Raw genomic sequence first — 19,640 nt, 5'->3', positions numbered from 1 at the left:
AATAGCTTCCTTATTCTACATCAGTATCTTTAAGCTGTGCTGTCAGCAGCTCAAGTGCCTTCAGGCGCGACTTAAAGTCAGATAAATTGCGTAAGTGTGCAATAGACTTACGCCACTCTTTATTCGTTTGGTGAGGTAAACCAGAAGAATAGATCCCTGGCTCAGTAATTCCTTTAGTAACCATGCTCATACCAGTAATGACAACCCCATCACAAATTTCGTTGTGACCATTGATTGCTGTCATGCCGCCAATTTGGCAGTACTTGCCGATTTTAACACTGCCCGCCAGTACCGTGCAGCCTGCGATGGCTGTACCGTAACCAACCTCGACGTTATGGGCAATTTGGATCTGGTTATCTAAAATGACGTTGCTATGAATAATGGTGTCTTCTAGCGCACCTCTATCAATAGAAGTACTCGCGCCAACTTCGACACGGTCGCCAATAATTACGGTGCCAACTTGAGGGATTTTAACCCACTCGCCTTTCTCGTTGGCGTAGCCAAAACCATCACTTCCTATTACGGCACCAGACTGGAATAGACATTGTTCGCCTATCTGTACTTCATGATAGACGGTTACGTTTGCCCAGAGTTTAGTCTTTGCGCCTATTTTGGCATGTTTTCCAATGAAACAGCCTGGCCCTATCTCAACATCATCACCAATCACAGCGCCATCTTCAATTACAGCATTCGCACCCACACTGACGTTTGCACCAAGTGTTGCGGTATCAGAGATAACTGCTGTACGATGAACTCCTGATGCTGCGCTAGGTGTTGAGTCTAGTTTCTGTGCAAGTTTTGCATAGGCTACATAAGGATCTGCGATAATGAGTTTATTACCCGCAAAATAATCCGCGTCTTTTTCACTCAAGATCACGGCACCCGCAGTCGTGCTTTCAAGCTGACCACGGTATTTGCTGTTGGCTAAAAACGCGATTTGGTCGTCTTCTGCCTGTGCGAGAGTGGCGATATTTCGAATTGATTTATCGCCATCACCTTGCAGCTGAGCACCTAGATACTCAGCAAGTTGAGATAAGGTGTGAAGTTTTGTCATTACTTATTGCTAACCGCTTTTACCACTTCTTCAGAAAGGTCGGCTACTTTATCAGGATTGAAGTAAATTGTCGTATCTTTTACTTTAACTTCGTCAAACTTACCCTTTTTAGCAACAGACTCAATCGCATCCACAATTAGCTTTTGTACTTTAGCAAGCTCTTGGTTTTGACGAACTTTAATTTCTTGCTCTAGTGGACGACCTTTTTCAGCAAGTGTCTTTTGCATGCCTTGGATCTTTTCACGAAGCGCTTCTTTTTGCTCTTCACTCATTGTCGTCGCTTCGCGTTTGAACTTTTCCGCTTCAAAACGAATATCACCTTGAATTTTTTCAAGCTCTTGACGACGCTCAGCAAACTCAGCTTGTAGTGTCTGTTCAATTTTCGCCATTTGTGGAATTTGCTTATACACTTCCTGCATGTCTACGATGCCTACTTTGTGTGCAAATGCGCTACCTGAAGCACCCATCATTAGTGCTGCTGTCATGGCTAGTGTTGATGATTTAATAAATTTTTTCACAATAAAACTCCTTAGAATGTATTACTGATGTTGAAGCTGATCGTCTTCGTATCGTCTTCTTCTTCTTTTTTGAGTGGGTAAGCGAAACTGATCAGCATAGGTCCCATAGGCGAGATCCACTGAATCGATAAACCCGTTGATACTCTAAACCTTGACGGATCAGAGAAATCAGAAAGTAGATTGTATTGATCTTCTGGCAAGTTGCTATAACGGTCTACATCAAACTCAGTATCCCATACGTTTGCCGCATCGACGAAGAAGCTCGTTCTTACCGAACTCGTGTTTTCTTCGTCTAGGAATGGCGTTGGTACGATAAGCTCAAGACCAGCTAGTGCTTTCGCGTTACCACCAATACGACCACCTAGATTTAGCGTATCAAATTGCTGCTCGCCGCCAATACAGCTACCTGGTGTACCATCTGGTTTAGGTGTGCCCGGAATACACTTAGGTGCACGCTGTACCGCTCGAGGTAGAATCGTGTTTCGGTCGAAGCCGCGTAGTTCTTGCTCTGAAATACGGAAGAATTCTTGGAATGGCAATACTTGCTCAAAGCCATTCGTCTCGCCATAACCATTACCATAGCCTAAACCCGCTCTCGCAGAGAAGACCCAACGATGGTCATTACTGATTGGCCAGTAAAAACGTGAATCATAATTAATCTTGAAGAAATTAAGATCTGAGTTTGGCGTGGTAACACTTAAGTTCAAGCTTTGACGAGAACCTGCTGTTGGGAACATACCACGGTTAACAGTTACACGTGACCATCCTGCACTTAACTCATATTTAGTAAAGTCATAATCTGCATTTGGATCGCTTTCGTTTAAGAAGCTCTCACGAAGTACTCGTGTTTGCTCAAAATTTGAAATTTGCGAAAGGCTTTCTTCAATCCAACGAATACCAAAGTTAACACGGTTAATCGCATTAATTGGGAAACCAAAGTTGGTACCGATACCGTAGCTCGTCGATTTGTAATCTACAATCCCAAATTCGCTCGCATCGAACTTACTGTAGAAGATACTGCTGCCTTGCGATACACCATCAGGCGTAAAGTAAGGATCGGTATAAGACACACTATAACGCTCAGAACCACGCGAAGTGTTAATATTGAAAGCAACTTGGTTACCAGAGCCTAGAAAGTTTGACTCACTAACACCAATGTTAAACTGAAGGCCCGCATAAGAGCCATAAGCAACACCCGCTTGGAAACTACCAGCAGGCTGTTCTTTTACTTTAAAGTCAACATCAACCTGATCTTCAACACCAGGAATTGGCTTGACTTCAAACTCTACCGATTCCATATATGGCAAACGTTGAATTTGAAGCTTTGAACGCTCTAGGTTTTGGTTAGACAACCACGCACCTTCAAGCTGCGTCATTTCACGACGTAATACCTCGTCTGCTGTATTTTGGTTACCGTTCACCACGATGCGACGTACATATACGCGCTTTCCAGGATCAACAGATAGTGTTAATTGTACTTCTTTGTTTTCATCATCGATTTCTGGAACAGTTCGTACTTCAGCATTGGCGTAACCAAAACGCGCCAAATAACTCTTAATGAAATCTTCCGTTGCCGTCACAACTGAGCCGTTGTAAAGCTCACCTGCGCGAAGCGGCACAATACCTTTAATTAAGTCTTCACGACCTAATAAGTCACCAATGAAATCAAACCCTTTAACGGTATATTTTTCACCTTCGGTGATGTTTGCCGTAACATAAACTGATTCACGTTCTGGGCTTACTGAAACCTGTGTTGAATCGATGTTAAAACGTAAATAACCACGGTCTAGGTAAAAACTGCGGATCTTTTCTAAATCGCCTTCAATGGTTTGTTTTTGATAACGGTCATTAGAGAGGAAGCGCCACCAAGGCAAGTCCTGCTGAGATTCAATTAGGTTAAGAAGTTCTTCGTCCGAGAACAGCTCATTACCAACGAGGTTAATTTGACGTACAGAAGCAGCATCACCCTCTTCAAACTTCAGCATCAGCTTCACACGGTTACGTGGCAATTCAACAATGCTCACCTCAACCTTAGCGTTATATTTACCAATACTGTGGAAGAATTCCGTTAAGCCTTTTTCGATACTATCGAGTACCGTTCTATCTAACGGTTCACCTTGGCGAATATTTTGCTGCTCTAAACTCTCGTTTAGCTGCTCGTCTTTGATGTCTTTGTTACCATCAAATTCGATTGAGCTGATAGTTGGACGTTCTTTAACCTTAAAAATAATCTGATTACCATCACGGAATACCGCAATGTTGTCAAAGTGGCCAGACTTATACAACGCCTTGATTGTGCGTGAAATCGTAAACTGATCGACATTGTCACCAACGTTGATCGGAATATGTGTCAATGCAGCACCCAGTGCAACGCGCTGCAGCCCTTCTACTTTTAAATCTTCTACGATAAAGGAGTTTTGCCCTAAGGCAGCAAAACTAGCGCCCAGTAAACTGGTTACTGCAATGTGTTTTTTTATAGGCATTTTATTATCTTTATCCTTTACAACAATTTTGGCGCGATACGCTAAGGCCCATTACATCACAACATTCAAACGTTACAGCTTTTGTATTATGTTATCCGTTGTATGCTTGAACAAAAATGCAAACATTTAAACTGCATATAATGTGCGCTTTTTAGCACCGCACGGCTTAAAGCCGAGAAACATCATTAAATAGTGCAAAAAACGTTAAGGCAAGAAGAAGCGCTGCTCCAATCTTAAACCCAAACTCTTGTGTCTTTTCAGAGACTGGTTTTCTGCGAATTAGTTCAATTAAGTAATACATTAAATGCCCACCATCTAGGACAGGGAGCGGTAATAAGTTAAAAACTCCTAAATTCACGCTGATAAGCGCTAAGAAGCCTAAAAATGCAACTAACCCGTAACTAACACTATTTCCGGCACTAACCGCGATCCCCACAGGCCCGCTTAAGTTTTTTACCGAGATTTGGCCCGTGATTAAGTTGCCGATCATGTCGAAACTTAAGGCAATCAAGTCGTAAGTTTTACGAATGCCAAGCACCATACTATCTAGGATGCCGTATTGTCTAGTTTCAATATAACCATTTGGCCACTTTTCCATCACAGGCACAACGCCCAAATAGCCTTGTACGACACCTTCTGGTGAAGTTTTTGCCTGAGGTGTTATCGTTAGGGTTTGTGGCTGACCATCGCGCAGAATATCAATGCTTATGGCTTGATTTGCAGATTTTTGAACTCGGCTCACCAGCTGTTGCCACGATGCCAATTTGTCACCATTTATCGCAACCAGCGTGTCATCTACTTGTAAGCCACCTTTGTCGGCAGCTGCACCTTCTTCGATATAACCGAGCTGCAGCGTCAGCGGTGGCCTATAAGGCGTAATGCCGACTGAGGTCAGTGGCGCTTCATCTTGCTTTTCCAGTTTCCAATCGCTCAAACGTAGCGTGCGAATAGCCAAACTACCTTTTTCATCTTGTACTTTGGCAACCAGAGATGGTTCACCTAAATGCGCCATCAATTCAAACGTGACGTCTTGCCATGAGTGTACTAACTCATCATTCAGTGCAATGATGTGGTCACCTGATTGAAATCCAGCATCCGCCGCGATACTGGTTGGTGTCACACCACCAACGACGGGTTTTACTGATTGAACCCCTACCATATACATTGCCGCTAACGCGACAATGGCAAACAAAAAGTTTGCAATGGGACCTGCAGCTACCACAGCGATACGAGAAAGTACTGGCTTATTATTGAAGGCAAGATGGCGCTCCTGCTCTGGCACATCATCAACACGTTCATCGAGCATTTTGACATAGCCGCCAAGTGGAATTGCGGCAATAACGTATTCGGTTTGATGTTTGTCATACCACTTAACTAAAGGCTTACCAAAACCAATAGAAAAACGTAAGACCTTAACGCCGGCTTTTCTGGCAACCCAAAAATGGCCATATTCATGAACGGTAACTAAAATCCCTAAAGCAAGAATAAATGAGCCTAAGTGCCAGAAAAATTCAAACATAGTTACCTCAATGTGGCGATAATTTGCTGCGCTCGGTGGCGGGCCGTTCGGTCTGTTTCCATAATAGACTCAACGGATTCTAATACGCTTAGCTCACTTTGCTCAAGCGTTAAGGCATTGACTCGATAGATATCGCAAAACCCTATCTTACCCTCTAAAAATGCCGCAACAGCGATTTCATTTGCAGCATTCACTGTTGTTGTTGCAGCCTGACCACTACGACATGCGTCAATCGCTAATTTGAGGTTGGGATAACGGTTAAAATCTGGTTTGGTAAAAGTGAAATCGACAATCTGAGAAAAATCTAATGGCTCTACACCGGCGTCAATTCTTTCAGGATAGGCAAGCCCATATGCAATCGGCGTTCGCATGTCTGGCTGCCCCATTTGTGCGAGCACCGAGCCGTCGCGATACTGCACCATTGAGTGGATCATACTTTGTGGGTGGATCACCACTTCAATATCGTCAGCCGAGCAGTTAAATAACCACTTCGCTTCAATAAACTCTAGCCCTTTATTCATCATGGTCGCAGAGTCGACAGAGATTTTTCTGCCCATAGACCAATTAGGATGCGCAACCGCTTCTTCCACCGTTACTGAAGCTAAGGTAGCCAATGAACGCTGCAAGAAAGGTCCACCAGAACCGGTTAATAAAATCTTACTAACACCGCTGTGACTTAGGTTTGAAGATTGTCCCGTTTGAATGGTCGTTGGTAGGCACTGGTAAATAGCATTATGTTCACTGTCGATAGGGAGTAAAGTCGCACCATGCGCTTTTACTTTATCCATAAACAGCTGGCCACTCATTACTAACGACTCTTTGTTCGCCAGCAGCACTTTTTTGCCCGCCTCGACTGCCGCTAGTGTCGGTAACAACCCTGCTGCACCAACGATTGCGGACATCACGATATCCACATCTACGTGACGAGCCATCTCGGCCATTGCTTCAACGCCATGGAGTACTTCAGTGGTAGTGCCCGCCAAACGTTGAGAAAGTTGCTGAGCTGCGTGCTCAGAGCTCATAACTGCGTATTTAGGCTGATGACGTAAACAAAGCTCAGCCATCTTTTCCGCGTTTTGCCCTGCGACTAAGGCAAATACACGATATTGTTCTTTATTGCGGCTAACGACGTCTAAGGTTGATAGTCCGATAGAGCCTGTCGCTCCTAGTACTACCAAGTTTTGCTCGCTCATAGCACAACCGTCCAAGCGTAGCAAAAAGCAAAAATGGGTGCCGCAGCCGTTAAGCTATCAATGCGATCTAGGATACCGCCGTGACCTGGCAAACAACGGCCTGAATCTTTAAGACCTACTTCGCGCTTAAACATACTTTCAAGCAAATCACCAACGGCAGAAAATAGCGCGATAATAATGGTCATTGCAGCGTAAATTGGCCACATGTTGAGATCAATTGCAGCGAAGTGACAAAACACTAACACAAAAACAACCGCGGTGATCACGCCACCAACAAGACCTTCAATCGTTTTATTAGGGCTCACTTTAGGCATAAGCTTATGCTTACCTAAATTCTTTCCAGCGAAGTAAGCGCCAATGTCCGCGCTCCACACTATGCCCAATACCACCATGATAAGGACTGAGCCTATGTGCTCGCCATCTTCGTACCCGGCACTACGCATCACGTTTAACGCAAGCCACAGCGGGACTAGCGTCAGTACACCGGCGATGGAGCGCATCATGATCCCTTCATTCCAAGCACGAGCTGCTCGTGGATATTTCACCACCAAGAAAGTAGCGACCAACCACCACGCAAAAGCGAGCGTAAATACATAATTGGCATCAGCGACTAAGCGCCCTTGCTGCCATAAATCCTGTATCGGCCAATGGGTGTTAAGCAATAGAATTAACACCGCCATAACGCCAACGAAAGTAAAACGTTGACGCTTTTGACATAGGCCCGCAAGCGCCGACCATTCCCATGCACCAAGCAAAACGATTAGTGCGGCAATCGTACTAAACATTGCCAGCGGTGTATAAAACACCAAAAGTAGAGCCAGAGGTGCAAGCACCGCTGACGTTAGAATACGTTGTTTTAACAAATTTGAACCCTTAACTTGTTGCGTCTTTCTCTGCGAGGAGCTGCTTTATCTGCTCTCCTGTGCATCCGAAGCGTCGCTCTCTAGACACGTAACAAGCAATCGCTTCAGAGAATGCTTGCTCGTCAAAATCAGGCCAAAGCGTGTCGGTAAAATAGAGTTCGGCATACGCAGCTTGCCATAGCAAGAAGTTACTGATGCGGAAGTCGCCTCCCGTTCTGATCAGCAAGTCGAGATTCGCTTGATCAGCCATCGTCATCTGCTCTGTCAAGGCATCTTCGGTTATATCACTTGGTTGCAATTCACCTGCTGCAACTTGTTTTGCGAGGTGTTGTGCTGCCTGTGTGATATCCCAACGTCCACCGTAATTTGCTGCAATGTTTAAGTTAAGCCCTGTATTGTCCTGGGTCAATGTTTGAGCTTCATGAACACGCTTTTGGAGGCTGTCAGGAAAACGAGAAAGATCGCCAATAATGGTTAGCTTTACGTTGTTCTTATGTAATTTTTTAACTTCTTTAGACAGCACATAAATAAATAATTCCATTAACGTGCTGACTTCATCTTCTGGCCTACGCCAGTTTTCACTACTAAAGGCAAATAGCGTCAGAGACTCTATACCTAACTTGGAACAGAATTGTACAGCACTGCGAACCGAATCTACGCCCTTCTTGTGTCCGAAGGCGCGAGGACGCCTGCGAGCTTGAGCCCAACGACCGTTGCCATCCATTATTATCGCAACATGTTTTGGCAATGATTGCTGCGAAATAACCTCTGCTTCTAAAACCATAATTCCAATTTAAGTGAAAAAAAACGCCGCCTAGTATACCCTAGGCGGCGCTTCAAACCTAATAAATTTGTCAGTGTACCTAGCCAAAAAAACGCTAACTGCTCAGAAACAAAGCAGAAATTTCTGCAATACGTAAACAGTGCGTAAATATAAACGCTAGGATAAAGACATTTAGATTTCCATCAACTCTGCTTCTTTCGCACTTAGTTGAGTATCCATTTCTTTGATGAACTTGTCAGTCAATTTTTGGATATCATCTTCAGCTTGACGTGCTTCGTCTTCAGAAATTTCTTTGTCTTTTAGCAATGATTTAATATCACCATTTGCATCACGGCGAATGTTACGTACTGCAACACGACCACCTTCAACCTCACCACGTACGATCTTGATAAGATCTTTACGACGCTCTTCAGTTAGTGGAGGAAGTGGAACACGGATCACAGTACCTGCTGACATTGGGTTTAAACCTAAGTCAGAAGACATGATTGCTTTTTCTACCGCTTGTGCAAGCGATTTGTCGAATACGCTGATAGCTAGTGTACGAGAGTCTTCCGTCGTTACGTTTGCTACTTGGTTTAGCGGTGTATCTGCACCGTAGTAAGAAACAGAAATACCATCTAGTAGCGCAGGGTGTGCACGACCTGTGCGGATTTTAGAAAGCTGGCTTCCAAGTGCAGCCACACTTTTTTTCATGCGCTCTTGAGCGTCTTTTTTAATATCTTCGATCACAATACTTTCCTAGTCTGTTCTTGTTATGCCAGATTATACTCGCAATTTAGAGATTCGCTACTTAACTGCGAGTTGCTGAAATAGTCGTCAGATTATTCTGCTGCTTGAGAAGAGATAAGGGTACCTTCCTCTTCACCCATGATGACATTTTTCAATGCACCTGGTTTATTCATGTTGAATACGCTGATTGGCATATTGTGGTCACGTGCCAATGTAAATGCAGCTAAATCCATCACTTTCAATTCTTTGTCGATAACTTCGTTGTAAGTTAACGTGCGGTACAGCGTAGCATCTGGGTTTTTCACTGGATCGTCACTAAATACCCCTTCAACCTTAGTGGCTTTAATCACGGTATCCGCTTCAATCTCGATACCGCGCAAACATGCTGCTGAGTCCGTGGTAAAGAATGGGTTGCCCGTACCTGCAGAGAAAATAACAACACGGCCAGATTTTAATAGGCTAATTGCTTCCGCCCAATTGTACGCATCACACACACCATTTAGCGGGATAGCAGACATCAAACGTGCGTTTACAAAAGCACGGTGCAGCGCATCACGCATCGCAAGGCCATTCATGACGGTCGCTAGCATGCCCATGTGGTCGCCCACAACTCGGTTCATGCCCGCTTCTGCAAGTGAACCACCACGTAAGAAGTTACCGCCACCGATAACCAAACCCACTTCTACGTCGAGCTCTACTAACTCTTTGATTTCTTGTGCCATACGATCCAATACTTTTGGATCGATACCAAAGCCTTCATCTCCCATTAAAGCTTCACCACTAAGCTTTAAAAGAACGCGTCTAAAAACAGGTTTTTTATTGATAGTCATAATATCCGGGCCAATTAAAAGTGAGGTAAAAAATAACCGCGCTTATGCTAGACATAAATGCGCGGTTATTTTAGAGAATTTTCAGCAATGACGCAAAGCTAATGTCAGCTTTTACGTCATTAGGCATCACAATAAGTGATTACTGGCCTTTTGCTGCAGCGATTTGTGCTGCAACTTCTGCTGCGAAGTCTTCTTCTTTCTTCTCGATACCTTCACCTACTTCTAGGCGAACGAATGAAGAAACAGATGCATTCTTCTCTTTAAGGTAGTCACCCACTGATTTCTTAGGTTCCATGATGAAAGCTTGACCAGTAAGAGAGATCTCACCAGTGAACTTCTTCATACGACCAACAACCATCTTCTCAGCGATTTCAGCTGGCTTACCTTCGTTCATTGCGATTTCAACTTGAACCGCTTTTTCTTTTTCAACTACTTCAGCAGGTACGTCTTCTGGGTTTAGGTAGTCTGGCTTAGAAGCAGCAACGTGCATTGCAACGTGCTTAAGTGTTTCTTCGTCAGCATCACCAGCTACAACAACACCGATACGTTCGCCGTGACGGTAAGCAACTAGCTTGTCACCTTGGATGTAAGAAACACGACGGATGTTCATGTTCTCACCGATTTTAGCTACTAGTGCAACACGAGTCTCTTCAAACTTAGCTTGTAAGTCTTCGATAGTTAGTTGCTCAGCTACAGCTGCGTCAGCAATTTCGTTAGCAAATGCAAGGAAGCTTGCATCTTTTGCTACGAAGTCAGTTTGACAGTTAACTTCTACTAGTGCAGCAAAACCTTCGCCTTGCTTGATGATGATTGTACCTTCAGCAGCGATGTTGCCTGCTTTTTTAGCAGCTTTAGCAGCACCACTTTTACGCATGTTTTCGATTGCTTGATCGATATCACCGCCAGTTTCTGTCAGTGCTTTTTTACAATCCATCATGCCAGCGCCAGTGCGCTCACGAAGTTCTTTTACTAGGGCAGCAGTTACAGCCATTAGAATATCCTCAAATCTGAATTCAGTTCTTGATAAAACCAACCTTAGGTTGGCTGAATATCAAATCAAGTACAGCTCGCCTCAATTTGATAAAAATCCGTTATCTTTCAAGGTCTGCTTGGCAAACAACGGGATAAGCAGTTAATCGCTTATAAAGAATATCAAGTCTTCACCAATAATTTGATGAAGACTTGATGACAGCTAATACCTAATCAGGTAATTACTCAGCTTCAACGAAGTCGTCGTTTTCTGCTTGAGCAACGATGTTGCTTTCACGACCTTCTGTGATAGCAGTCGCTACTGCACCAGTGTATAGCTGGATTGCACGGATAGCGTCGTCGTTACCTGGGATGATGAAATCAACACCATCTGGGTTTGAGTTAGTATCAACAACAGATACTACTGGGATACCTAGGTTGTTAGCTTCACGGATAGCGATGTGCTCGTGGTCAGCGTCGATAACGAAGATAGCGTCAGGAAGACCGCCCATATCTTTGATACCGCCAAGGCCTTTTTCAAGCTTTTGCATTTCACGAGTAAGCATTAGCGCTTCTTTCTTAGTAAGCTTCTCGAAAGTACCGTCTTGGCTTTGAGTCTCAAGCTCTTTAAGACGCTTGATTGATTGACGAACTGTTTTCCAGTTAGTCAACATACCACCTAACCAACGGTGATTTACGTAGAACTGCTCACTTTGGATAGCCGCTTCTTTAACTGCTTCGCTTGCAGCGCGCTTAGTACCTACGAAAAGGATTTTGCCTTTGTTAGATGCTACGTTCTGTAAGAACTTAAGTGCATCGTTGAACATAGGAACAGTTTTTTCTAGGTTGATGATATGAACGCGGTTACGTGCACCGAAGATGAACGGCTTCATCTTAGGGTTCCAGTAACGTGCTTGGTGACCGAAGTGAACACCAGCTTGAAGCATATCGCGCATTGAAACGTTTGCCATTGTATATTTCCTCTAAAAGTTAGGGTTAGGCCTCCACATATCCCATAGCACCAACACGAAGTTTTTATAACTGCATGCACCCAAGTGTATGTGTCGATATGTGTGTGTGTTAATATTAATAAGTGTGTTGTCTTAACTACAAACATTCAATCTTATCGTGTGAGGAAGAATTATTTGTAAAAAGACGGCGCGCTTTATACCATATATAAAGAATTAACTCAATCTTATGCGTAAAATTTGTGCATAATAAATGTTCATCTAAATTGACTTGGAGTCTAAATGAGTGCTGTGATCAAAACCCCTGAAGAAATCGAAAAAATGCGTGTTGCCGGGCGTTTAGCCGCGGAAGTACTGGAAATGATCGAGCCGTATGTTAAGCCAGGGGTGACCACCGACGAATTAAACACCATTTGTCACAACTACATTGTTGATGAGCAAGGTGCTGTTCCTGCACCGCTAAATTATCACGGCTTTCCGAAGTCTATTTGTACCTCAGTTAACCACGTTATCTGTCACGGTATCCCAAACGATAAACCGCTAAAAGAGGGCGACATTATCAATATCGACATCACTGTGATCAAAGATGGGTATCATGGTGATACGTCAAAAATGTTTTACGTCGGGACACCAACTATCCAAGGTAAGCGCTTAAGCGAAATCACGCAAGAAAGTCTATACCTTGCGATCAAAATGGTAAAACCGGGCGTACGTTTGGGTGATATTGGCGCTGCAATTCAAAAGTATGCAGAAGGATTTAACTACTCTATCGTGCGTGAATATTGTGGTCACGGCATTGGTAAAGAATTCCATGAAGAGCCACAAGTAATGCACTACGGCAAACCGGGCACTGGCGAAGTGCTTAAAGCTGGTATGTGTTTGACTATCGAGCCTATGGTTAACGCGGGTAAGCGCCAATGTAAGCTACTAAAAGATGAGTGGACTGTCGTTACCAAAGACCGTAGTCTTTCGGCTCAGTGGGAACACACGCTGCTTGTCACAGATAATGGCGTTGAGATCTTAACGCTACGTAATGACGAAACGATAGACCGCGTTATTACGCATTCAGCTTAATTGCAAAAAGCATTTATCAAAGCCAGCCAGATTGCTGGCTTTTTTATTGCGCAACTCACGCTACAGCGGTTACAACCCCTTTGTGTTTAGATATCAGTTACACGCAATGCTAGTTGCCCAATCCTTGACCCTTCACCTCCCCGTCACTCGCAATTCTTATTTATTTAGTGTAAAACAGGACTCTACTGTTTTTGCGCGCATGACACAGGATCCTAAGTGGCATTACCGAACAAAGTGAAGACGCTTCTTGACGAAGCACAAGAACTTACCGATTACCGTGATTGTCTTGCTTTTTTCTACAAATGGTTAAGCAATCAATTTGCCAAGCAACCCGTTAGAAATCTAATTAACTCTCGAGCCGAATTTATCGACCGATTGTTGATTAAACTGTTTAATGAAACCGGACTGGCGCACCAACCAGACTTGTCGTTAATCGCCATTGGTGGTTATGGCCGTGGTGAGTTACACCCGTTCTCTGATATCGATTTTTTGGTGCTAACCAAATCCGTTCCCTGTGAAGAAGTGACCAGCTGTTTAGAGCGTTTTGTCACTTATTTATGGGATTTAGGTCTAGATATTGGTCATAGCGTAAGAACCCATGAACAAGTCCTAGAACAAAAACAAAATGACGTTCACTTTGCCACAAGCCTGCTGGAAAGCCGCCTCATTTGTGGTAACCATATTGAGTATGAACACCTCAAACGGCATATCGTTGAAACCCCAATTTGGCAATCTAGTGACTTTTTTATCGCCAAGGTCAATGAGCAGAATATTCGCCATAAAAAATGCCATGGTACCGCCTATAACCTTGAGCCTAATATTAAAGAAAACCCCGGTGGCCTGCGCGACCTGCAAACCATTTTTTGGGTCGCTAAAAAGCACTTCCGCGCTGAAACTTTGGAAGAGTTAATCAATCACGGTTATTTGACCCATGAAGAATATCAAGAGCTGTTAGAGTGCATCGAAAACCTGTGGAACATTCGCTTTGCGCTACATTTGGCCGCGGGTCGCAGTGAGAACCGCTTACTGTTTGACCATCAACCACATGCCGCAGAGCTCCTCGGTTTTGGCTCTGAAGGTAAAGCCTCGGTCGAGCGTATGATGAAACGCTTATTTAGGATCATGAGCCGAGTGCGCGAAATGAACCAGATGCTGCTCTCCTATTTCGAACAAAGTATTCTTCCCGAGCAGTTAGAACAAGAAGCCGTGCCACTCGACAGAAACTTTGAGCGTATTGGCAATAAAATTCGCGTTAAGAACCCCTCGGTCTTTTTCCGTCGAGAGAATTTGTTTGTCCTCTTTGAACATATTGCAGACAACCCTAAAATCAATCAGATCGACCCAAGTACTATACGTACTATGCGCCAAGTCAGACGCCGCTTATTAGGCGACTTGCAAGATTACGCAGGCTGTCGTGACGCTTTTTTAAGGTTATTGAAACACCCCAACGGCATGGGGCGAGCGTTTACTCTGATGCATAAACACGGGATCATCGCCGCCTATTTACCGCAGTGGCGTAATATTTTTGGTCAAATGCAGTTCGATCTGTTTCACGCCTACACGGTAGATGAGCATACCCATAAGCTCATCAATAACATCTACCGCTATTTCGATAAAGAGCATATTAGTGAATTCCCGATTTGTTCTGAGATTGTTGCCCGCATGGACAAACCAGAGCTACTCTACTTAGCAGGGATCTTTCACGATATTGCCAAAGGCCGAGGTGGCGACCATTCCGAGCTTGGTGCCGTTGACGCCATGGCATTTACCAAAATGCACGGCTTTACCGCTTCCGACGCTAAATTGGTAGCTTGGCTGGTGCAAAATCACCTCCTGATGTCTGTCACAGCCCAGCGTAAAGATATTAACGACCCCGATGTTATTGCTGAATTTGCACAAAAAGTGAAAAACGAACGTCAGCTAGATTATCTCTATTGCTTAACGGTTGCCGACATTCGTGCCACCAACGACAACCTCTGGAACGACTGGAAAAATACCCTCTTACGCGAGCTATATCTACATACTCAGCGGGCATTGCGCTTGGGTCTTGAAAACCCAATGGATATGCGCGATCAGATCCGTGATAAGAAACGCCAAGCCAAGCAACGGCTGATTAATTTGGGCTACTTCGAAGAGTACATTGACCTTATTTGGTCACGCTTTAAGGCCAATTATTTTACTGCCTTTAGTGAACAGCAGATCTCTTGGCATACTGAACACTTATTACAGTCTGATGATTTAAGTCAGCCAAGCGTGATCGTCTCTGACAAGCCCATGCATGGCGGAACACAAGTATTCGTATACAGTCCTTATGAATCTGCGTTATTCGCCAAATTGGTCAGTGTAATAGGTTCTAAAAAAGCACAGATCCAGCATGCTCAGGTCATGACCACAAAAGATGGCTATGTTGTCTTTAGTTTTGTTATCCTAGAAGTGAATGGCGACCCACTCAGTACTGGCCGTGCAGCGGGGATCAGAAAAGGCTTGGAAACTTTACTAAAAGATCCAAAAAGAAAGATCCGGGTTAAGAAAAACCGCTCACAGAAGTTTAAAGACTTTAATATCAAACCGAAAATTATACTGCGCCCGCACGCACGCGACGATCGCAGCCTAATTGAAATTCAGGCCATTGATATTCCGGGGTTACTGACTAAAATTGCTGAGGTATTTCAGGCCTATTCACTACATATTCATGCCGCGCGCATTACAACCGTCGGCGAACGCGCAGAAGACTTTTTCGTCGTCTCAAACAAAGATTACAAGGCTCTAGATGAAGTACAAAAAGCTGAGCTTCATCGCGCCCTACTCAAAAAATTAAATGCTGAAACAGATTAACGAGGAATTTATGTCTGATTTAAAAACGACTATTGAAACCGCGTGGGAAAACCGCGATACCATTACTCCAACCACGGTATCAGACGAAGTAAAACAAGCGATTGTCAACGCATTGGAAATGCTAGATTCAGGTGCAGCGCGTGTTGCTGAAAAAATTAGTGGTGAGTGGGTTGTACATCAATGGTTGAAAAAGGCGGTACTCCTGTCTTTTAGAATTCGTGACAACCAACCAATGAGCGATGGCGTTAACCAGTTTTACGACAAAGTACCATTAAAATTCTCAGACTATACGCCAGAGCAGTTCCAACAAGGTGGTATGCGCGTAGTACCAAACGCGGTAGCGCGTCAAGGCAGTTTTGTCGGTAAGAACGTGGTACTTATGCCGTCTTACGTTAATATTGGAGCATATGTTGATGAAGGCACTATGGTAGACACTTGGGCAACTGTAGGCTCGTGTGCACAGATCGGTAAAAACGTACACCTCTCTGGCGGTGTGGGCATTGGTGGCGTATTAGAGCCGTTACAAGCCAATCCAACGATTATTGAAGATAACTGTTTCATCGGCGCACGTTCTGAGATCGTCGAAGGTGTGATTGTTGAAGAAGGCGCGGTTATCTCCATGGGTGTCTATATTTCACAAAGTACTCGTATTTACGACCGTGAAACAGGCGAAACCCATTATGGTCGCGTACCAGCCGGTGCGGTAGTAGTACCAGGTTCACTACCAAGCAAAGATGGCTCTCATAGCCTATACGCAGCAATTATTGTGAAAAAAGTAGATCAGCAAACCCGTGAAAAAGTTGGCATTAATGCACTACTTCGCTCACTAGACGACTAAATATCACGATAGTTTCAAACAAGGGAGCTTTCTGCTCCCTTTTTCATCTATTACCAGCGGTAGTCCAGTGACACTAGAATGTTTCTTGGTCTTCCGGGAAAGTACCTTTCACCACTAAATGAAGTGTAATCGGCACGCTCAGCATAACGTTCGTCGGTTAGATTTTTCACTCTCATCGTCAACGCCAAATGCGGATTTACCTGCCACTTTCCTCGTAAACTCAGTAAATCGTGACCGGAATAACGATGAAGATTTTCGGGGTCAGTAAAATACTCTCCTACATGATGCCAAGCTAAAGACCAACTTAGGTTATCCAGTGCTTGCCAGTGTAATTGGGCGTTAATGATGTTCCTTGGTGCTGAATCTAGATCGTTGCCGTTAATATTGATGCCACCAAGAATATTATCTTGTTCATAGGTATGCTTAGCACGCGTTGCGGCGAGATCTAGTTGCCAATGTGCTGTGAATGAATAACTCAGCTCCAACTCCACACCTCGGTGTCTTGAGCGACCATCATTGATATAGAAAAAGTCACTATCTCGGAAGATCAAATTTTCTTTTTCCATGTCATAAATCGCGACCTGATAGCCAAGACTATCTGCACTCCCTTTTAGGCCAAGCTCGATATTATCCGCCTTTTCTTCCTCTAGCGATGCTTTTACCTGCGCTCGCTGCAATTGGTAAAGCTCAGCAGTTTGTGGTGCGCGATAGCCTTGAGACACGTTAGCATAGGCAATATCTCGCTCAGTGAACGCATAGCTTAGGCCAAATTTTGGTGAAAAATAAGCAAAGCTATTTTTGCCACTGGCTGGGCGACTATAACGACATCCTCCCATTGCACACACTGAGCCATCTTCTTTGGTGCGCCCAGTAGGCAAAAAGTTGCGATAATCGTATTTCATTGACTCAAAACGAGCGCCCAGTTCAACTAACCAGTTACCTTGTTGCCAACTGAGATTTGCAAAAGGCGCGAGTTGCCTTGCATCTACCTCATAGTCGTAGTGTTTTCCTGTGGGAATAGTCGAGCGTAAAAATGCAGAGCCTTCAGTCGGCGTAGGCTGATACTGCAACATCTCGCCTTGAGTATATTCCGCATCCATTCCCCAATCTAGTTGTATTGAGTCACTTAATTCAGTGTGTATAAGCGTTTGCAGCCCCACACCAGTTTGACCATTTTCTTCAAACGGCTTACCCGGTAAGAAATGCTTAACAAATTCCATCTCTTGCCAGCGTACATAAGGTTTTATCAGTACGGTGTTGCTATCATCAAAGTGCCCGGTTATCTCTGTCCAAGCTCTAAATGACTCAGCCTTTCTAAATGCTTCAGAGTTTTCGTTTTGCTTTGCCAATTGCTTATTTTTATAGCTGTCCACTCCGGTTATATAACCTGCAGTTTGCTGATCTAAGTGGGTGTATGTTATTCCAGATACGACACCAATCTTCTCACCTTCATATTGGTGTTTGACGTTCAACTTTTGTTGCTCAACGCTTTCATCGTCACGATAACCCGAATCTTTTGTAAGGGTTAACGCTGCGCCCAAGCCAAGGGCTTTATCACCAGCTTGTATCCGAGTTCGGCTATAACCATAGGAGCCGATATCTAATGCAATCCTAGGTGTCTTTTGAATGCGGTTTGAAGTAATCACATTAACCACTCCATGCACCGCATTAGAGCCATACAATACGCTGTTTGGCCCTTTTAGCACTTCTATACGCTCAGCCGCTTCAAAGTGCGATTCAAAGAGTTCATTAATATTACAAAAGCCAGCGGCTCTGAGTGCAATACCATCTTCAGCCATTAAAATGCCGCCACATGCGCCTGCACCAGAGAGCACTTGTGAGCGTAATGCAGGTAGATACTCTTGACCATTACCATGTTGTATATTTGCGCCAGCAACAAGCCTCAACGCCTTTTCGATATGCGTGACGCCTATGTCATCCAATTTAGCTTCTGTGAGCAAAGAGAGGCTCACAGGGCGCTCTCCTGCCGTCTCAGCCAATCTGGATGCCGTAGTAGTGATGATTTCAAATTCGTTGTTCTCTGTCGCTTTGCTAAGTTGTGGTGTAAGGGCACAACTTGCAAAGACCAACACCATTTTTTTCATTTTGATACCAATTGTATTAACTCGATTACAAGGCAAAAAGAAAGGGCTACACAGCCCTTTCGTTTTCTTTACCACTAAGCGTTATGCTTGTCTTGCCTCTAACATCAAACGCTTCATATCTCGCACTGCTTTTTCCAGTCCATCAATTGCCGCTCGAGCAACAATGGCATGACCAATGTTCAGTTCGTAGATTTCTGGCATTTGTGCAATCGGTTTAACATTATGGTAATGCAAACCATGGCCGGCGTTGACGATAAGGCCTAGGCCATGAGCATACTTAACGCCTTCACGAATGCGTTCAAGCTCCGCGGTTATTTCGGTGTCGTTCTCAGCATCAGCATAAGCACCGGTGTGGATCTCAATGTAAGGCGCACCGGTTTGCTTTGCAGCATCTAGCTGCTTTTTATCCGCATCGATGAACAAGCTTACTTTGATACCCGCATCAGCTAGACGCTGAGTTGCTGCTGTGATCCTATCTAGATTACCCGCAACATCTAAGCCACCTTCCGTGGTTAATTCTTCGCGCTTTTCTGGCACTAGGCAAACATATTCAGGTTTTACTTCGCAAGCGATGTCGAGCATTTCGTCAGTTACTGCGATTTCTAGATTCATACGTGTTTGGATGGTTTTTGCCATCACGTAAACATCGCGATCTTGAATATGGCGACGATCTTCACGTAGGTGAATAGTAATACCGTCGGCACCTGCGTGCTCAGCTACTGCAGCTGCATGTGCAGGATCTGGATAGCTGGTGCCTCGCGCCTGACGAAGCGTTGCAATATGGTCTACGTTGACGCCGAGTAAAATATCTTTCATCGTTTATCCCTTGATAATATGACGTAGCAAGTGGATTACCCACTTATTACCGCGATACCGAT

16 protein-coding genes are annotated in these 19,640 nt (G+C 44.2%); 3 read left to right on the top strand and 13 right to left on the bottom strand.

From position 1 onward, the window contains the following. Positions 1-10: 10 nt before the first annotated feature. From lpxD to rpsB, 11 genes are all read right to left on the bottom strand, one after another. Entirely contained in the window at positions 11-1,054 is a 1,044-nt protein-coding gene (gene lpxD / locus EXT48_RS05335; RefSeq protein ID WP_130163789.1) for a UDP-3-O-(3-hydroxymyristoyl)glucosamine N-acyltransferase, read from the bottom strand. Further along, complete coding sequence (locus tag EXT48_RS05330; RefSeq protein ID WP_010371344.1) at positions 1,054-1,572, bottom strand: OmpH family outer membrane protein; 519 nt, start codon at positions 1,570-1,572, stop codon at positions 1,054-1,056. The genes lpxD and EXT48_RS05330 overlap by 1 nt, the downstream gene beginning before the upstream one ends. 11 nt (positions 1,573-1,583) lie before the next feature. Continuing rightward, a complete protein-coding gene (bamA, locus tag EXT48_RS05325) occupies positions 1,584-4,055 on the bottom strand; it encodes an outer membrane protein assembly factor BamA (protein ID WP_130163788.1) in 2,472 nt (823 codons plus the stop codon). A gap of 166 nt (positions 4,056-4,221) precedes the next feature. Then, complete coding sequence (rseP, locus tag EXT48_RS05320) at positions 4,222-5,574, bottom strand: sigma E protease regulator RseP (protein WP_130163787.1); 1,353 nt, start codon at positions 5,572-5,574, stop codon at positions 4,222-4,224. A 2-nt stretch (positions 5,575-5,576) separates the two neighbouring features. Beyond that, positions 5,577-6,767 carry a 1-deoxy-D-xylulose-5-phosphate reductoisomerase gene (ispC, locus tag EXT48_RS05315; RefSeq protein ID WP_130163786.1) on the bottom strand — a complete coding sequence of 397 codons (1,191 nt, stop codon included), beginning with the start codon at positions 6,765-6,767 and terminating at the stop codon, positions 5,577-5,579. After that, on the bottom strand, positions 6,764-7,630 hold the full coding sequence (locus tag EXT48_RS05310; RefSeq protein WP_017216091.1) for a phosphatidate cytidylyltransferase: 867 nt from the start codon (positions 7,628-7,630) through the stop codon (positions 6,764-6,766). Before EXT48_RS05310 ends, ispC begins: the two co-directional genes overlap by 4 nt. Before the next feature lie 10 nt (positions 7,631-7,640). Continuing rightward, positions 7,641-8,414, bottom strand: coding sequence for an isoprenyl transferase (locus tag EXT48_RS05305; protein ID WP_017216092.1), 774 nt, complete (start codon positions 8,412-8,414; stop codon positions 7,641-7,643). A 171-nt stretch (positions 8,415-8,585) separates the two neighbouring features. Next, positions 8,586-9,143, bottom strand: a complete 558-nt coding sequence (gene frr / locus EXT48_RS05300; protein WP_010371327.1) for a ribosome recycling factor — start codon at positions 9,141-9,143, stop codon at positions 8,586-8,588. 92 nt (positions 9,144-9,235) lie between these two features. After that, a complete protein-coding gene (gene pyrH / locus EXT48_RS05295; protein ID WP_010371324.1) occupies positions 9,236-9,973 on the bottom strand; it encodes a UMP kinase in 738 nt (245 codons plus the stop codon). Positions 9,974-10,112: 139 nt separating this feature from the next. Continuing rightward, positions 10,113-10,964 (bottom strand): translation elongation factor Ts, encoded by an 852-nt coding sequence (gene tsf / locus EXT48_RS05290; RefSeq protein WP_010371321.1) that lies wholly within the window; start codon positions 10,962-10,964, stop codon positions 10,113-10,115. A 220-nt stretch (positions 10,965-11,184) separates the two neighbouring features. Continuing rightward, the gene (rpsB, locus tag EXT48_RS05285) at positions 11,185-11,913 is read right to left on the bottom strand and encodes a 30S ribosomal protein S2 (protein WP_010371318.1); all 729 of its coding nucleotides are present in this window, start codon (positions 11,911-11,913) and stop codon (positions 11,185-11,187) included. Between the two features lie 279 nt (positions 11,914-12,192). On the opposite strand from rpsB, the gene map reads away from it, so the two are divergent. The 3 genes from map to dapD all read left to right on the top strand — a co-directional run bounded on the left by map (position 12,193) and on the right by dapD (position 16,657). Further along, complete coding sequence (map, locus tag EXT48_RS05280; protein ID WP_039497131.1) at positions 12,193-12,984, top strand: type I methionyl aminopeptidase; 792 nt, start codon at positions 12,193-12,195, stop codon at positions 12,982-12,984. Positions 12,985-13,200: 216 nt separating this feature from the next. After that, the gene (gene glnD / locus EXT48_RS05275; protein WP_130163785.1) at positions 13,201-15,819 is read left to right on the top strand and encodes a [protein-PII] uridylyltransferase; all 2,619 of its coding nucleotides are present in this window, start codon (positions 13,201-13,203) and stop codon (positions 15,817-15,819) included. 10 nt (positions 15,820-15,829) lie between these two features. Further along, positions 15,830-16,657, top strand: coding sequence for a 2,3,4,5-tetrahydropyridine-2,6-dicarboxylate N-succinyltransferase (gene dapD / locus EXT48_RS05270; RefSeq protein WP_039497128.1), 828 nt, complete (start codon positions 15,830-15,832; stop codon positions 16,655-16,657). Positions 16,658-16,707: 50 nt separating this feature from the next. Here dapD and EXT48_RS05265 read toward each other — a convergent pair whose 3' ends face one another. Both EXT48_RS05265 and pdxJ read right to left on the bottom strand, forming a co-directional pair. Beyond that, complete coding sequence (locus EXT48_RS05265) at positions 16,708-18,762, bottom strand: TonB-dependent receptor (RefSeq protein ID WP_130163784.1); 2,055 nt, start codon at positions 18,760-18,762, stop codon at positions 16,708-16,710. A gap of 81 nt (positions 18,763-18,843) precedes the next feature. Continuing rightward, positions 18,844-19,578, bottom strand: a complete 735-nt coding sequence (gene pdxJ / locus EXT48_RS05260; protein ID WP_130163783.1) for a pyridoxine 5'-phosphate synthase — start codon at positions 19,576-19,578, stop codon at positions 18,844-18,846. Positions 19,579-19,640: the final 62 nt, after the last annotated feature.

It is taken from the genome of Pseudoalteromonas sp. CO348, from assembly GCF_004208845.1.
Lineage (GTDB): Bacteria > Pseudomonadota > Gammaproteobacteria > Enterobacterales > Alteromonadaceae > Pseudoalteromonas > Pseudoalteromonas maricaloris.
Note: the sequence above shows the minus strand (reverse complement) of the source record. Positions and strands in the feature narration are given on the sequence as shown.

What these genes read in the sequence shown, in the direction of transcription:
- EXT48_RS05305 (WP_017216092.1), bottom strand. Translation starts at nt 8,414, where the DNA reads ATGGTTTTAGAAGCAGAGGTTATTTCGCAGCAATCATTGCCAAAACAT.
- rseP (WP_130163787.1), bottom strand. Translation starts at nt 5,574, where the DNA reads ATGTTTGAATTTTTCTGGCACTTAGGCTCATTTATTCTTGCTTTAGGG.
- rpsB (WP_010371318.1), bottom strand. Translation starts at nt 11,913, where the DNA reads ATGGCAAACGTTTCAATGCGCGATATGCTTCAAGCTGGTGTTCACTTC.
- lpxD (WP_130163789.1), bottom strand. Translation starts at nt 1,054, where the DNA reads ATGACAAAACTTCACACCTTATCTCAACTTGCTGAGTATCTAGGTGCT.
- pyrH (WP_010371324.1), bottom strand. Translation starts at nt 9,973, where the DNA reads ATGACTATCAATAAAAAACCTGTTTTTAGACGCGTTCTTTTAAAGCTT.
- bamA (WP_130163788.1), bottom strand. Translation starts at nt 4,055, where the DNA reads ATGCCTATAAAAAAACACATTGCAGTAACCAGTTTACTGGGCGCTAGT.
- map (WP_039497131.1), top strand. Translation starts at nt 12,193, where the DNA reads ATGAGTGCTGTGATCAAAACCCCTGAAGAAATCGAAAAAATGCGTGTT.
- dapD (WP_039497128.1), top strand. Translation starts at nt 15,830, where the DNA reads ATGTCTGATTTAAAAACGACTATTGAAACCGCGTGGGAAAACCGCGAT.
- tsf (WP_010371321.1), bottom strand. Translation starts at nt 10,964, where the DNA reads ATGGCTGTAACTGCTGCCCTAGTAAAAGAACTTCGTGAGCGCACTGGC.
- ispC (WP_130163786.1), bottom strand. Translation starts at nt 6,767, where the DNA reads ATGAGCGAGCAAAACTTGGTAGTACTAGGAGCGACAGGCTCTATCGGA.
- EXT48_RS05265 (WP_130163784.1), bottom strand. Translation starts at nt 18,762, where the DNA reads ATGAAAAAAATGGTGTTGGTCTTTGCAAGTTGTGCCCTTACACCACAA.
- pdxJ (WP_130163783.1), bottom strand. Translation starts at nt 19,578, where the DNA reads ATGAAAGATATTTTACTCGGCGTCAACGTAGACCATATTGCAACGCTT.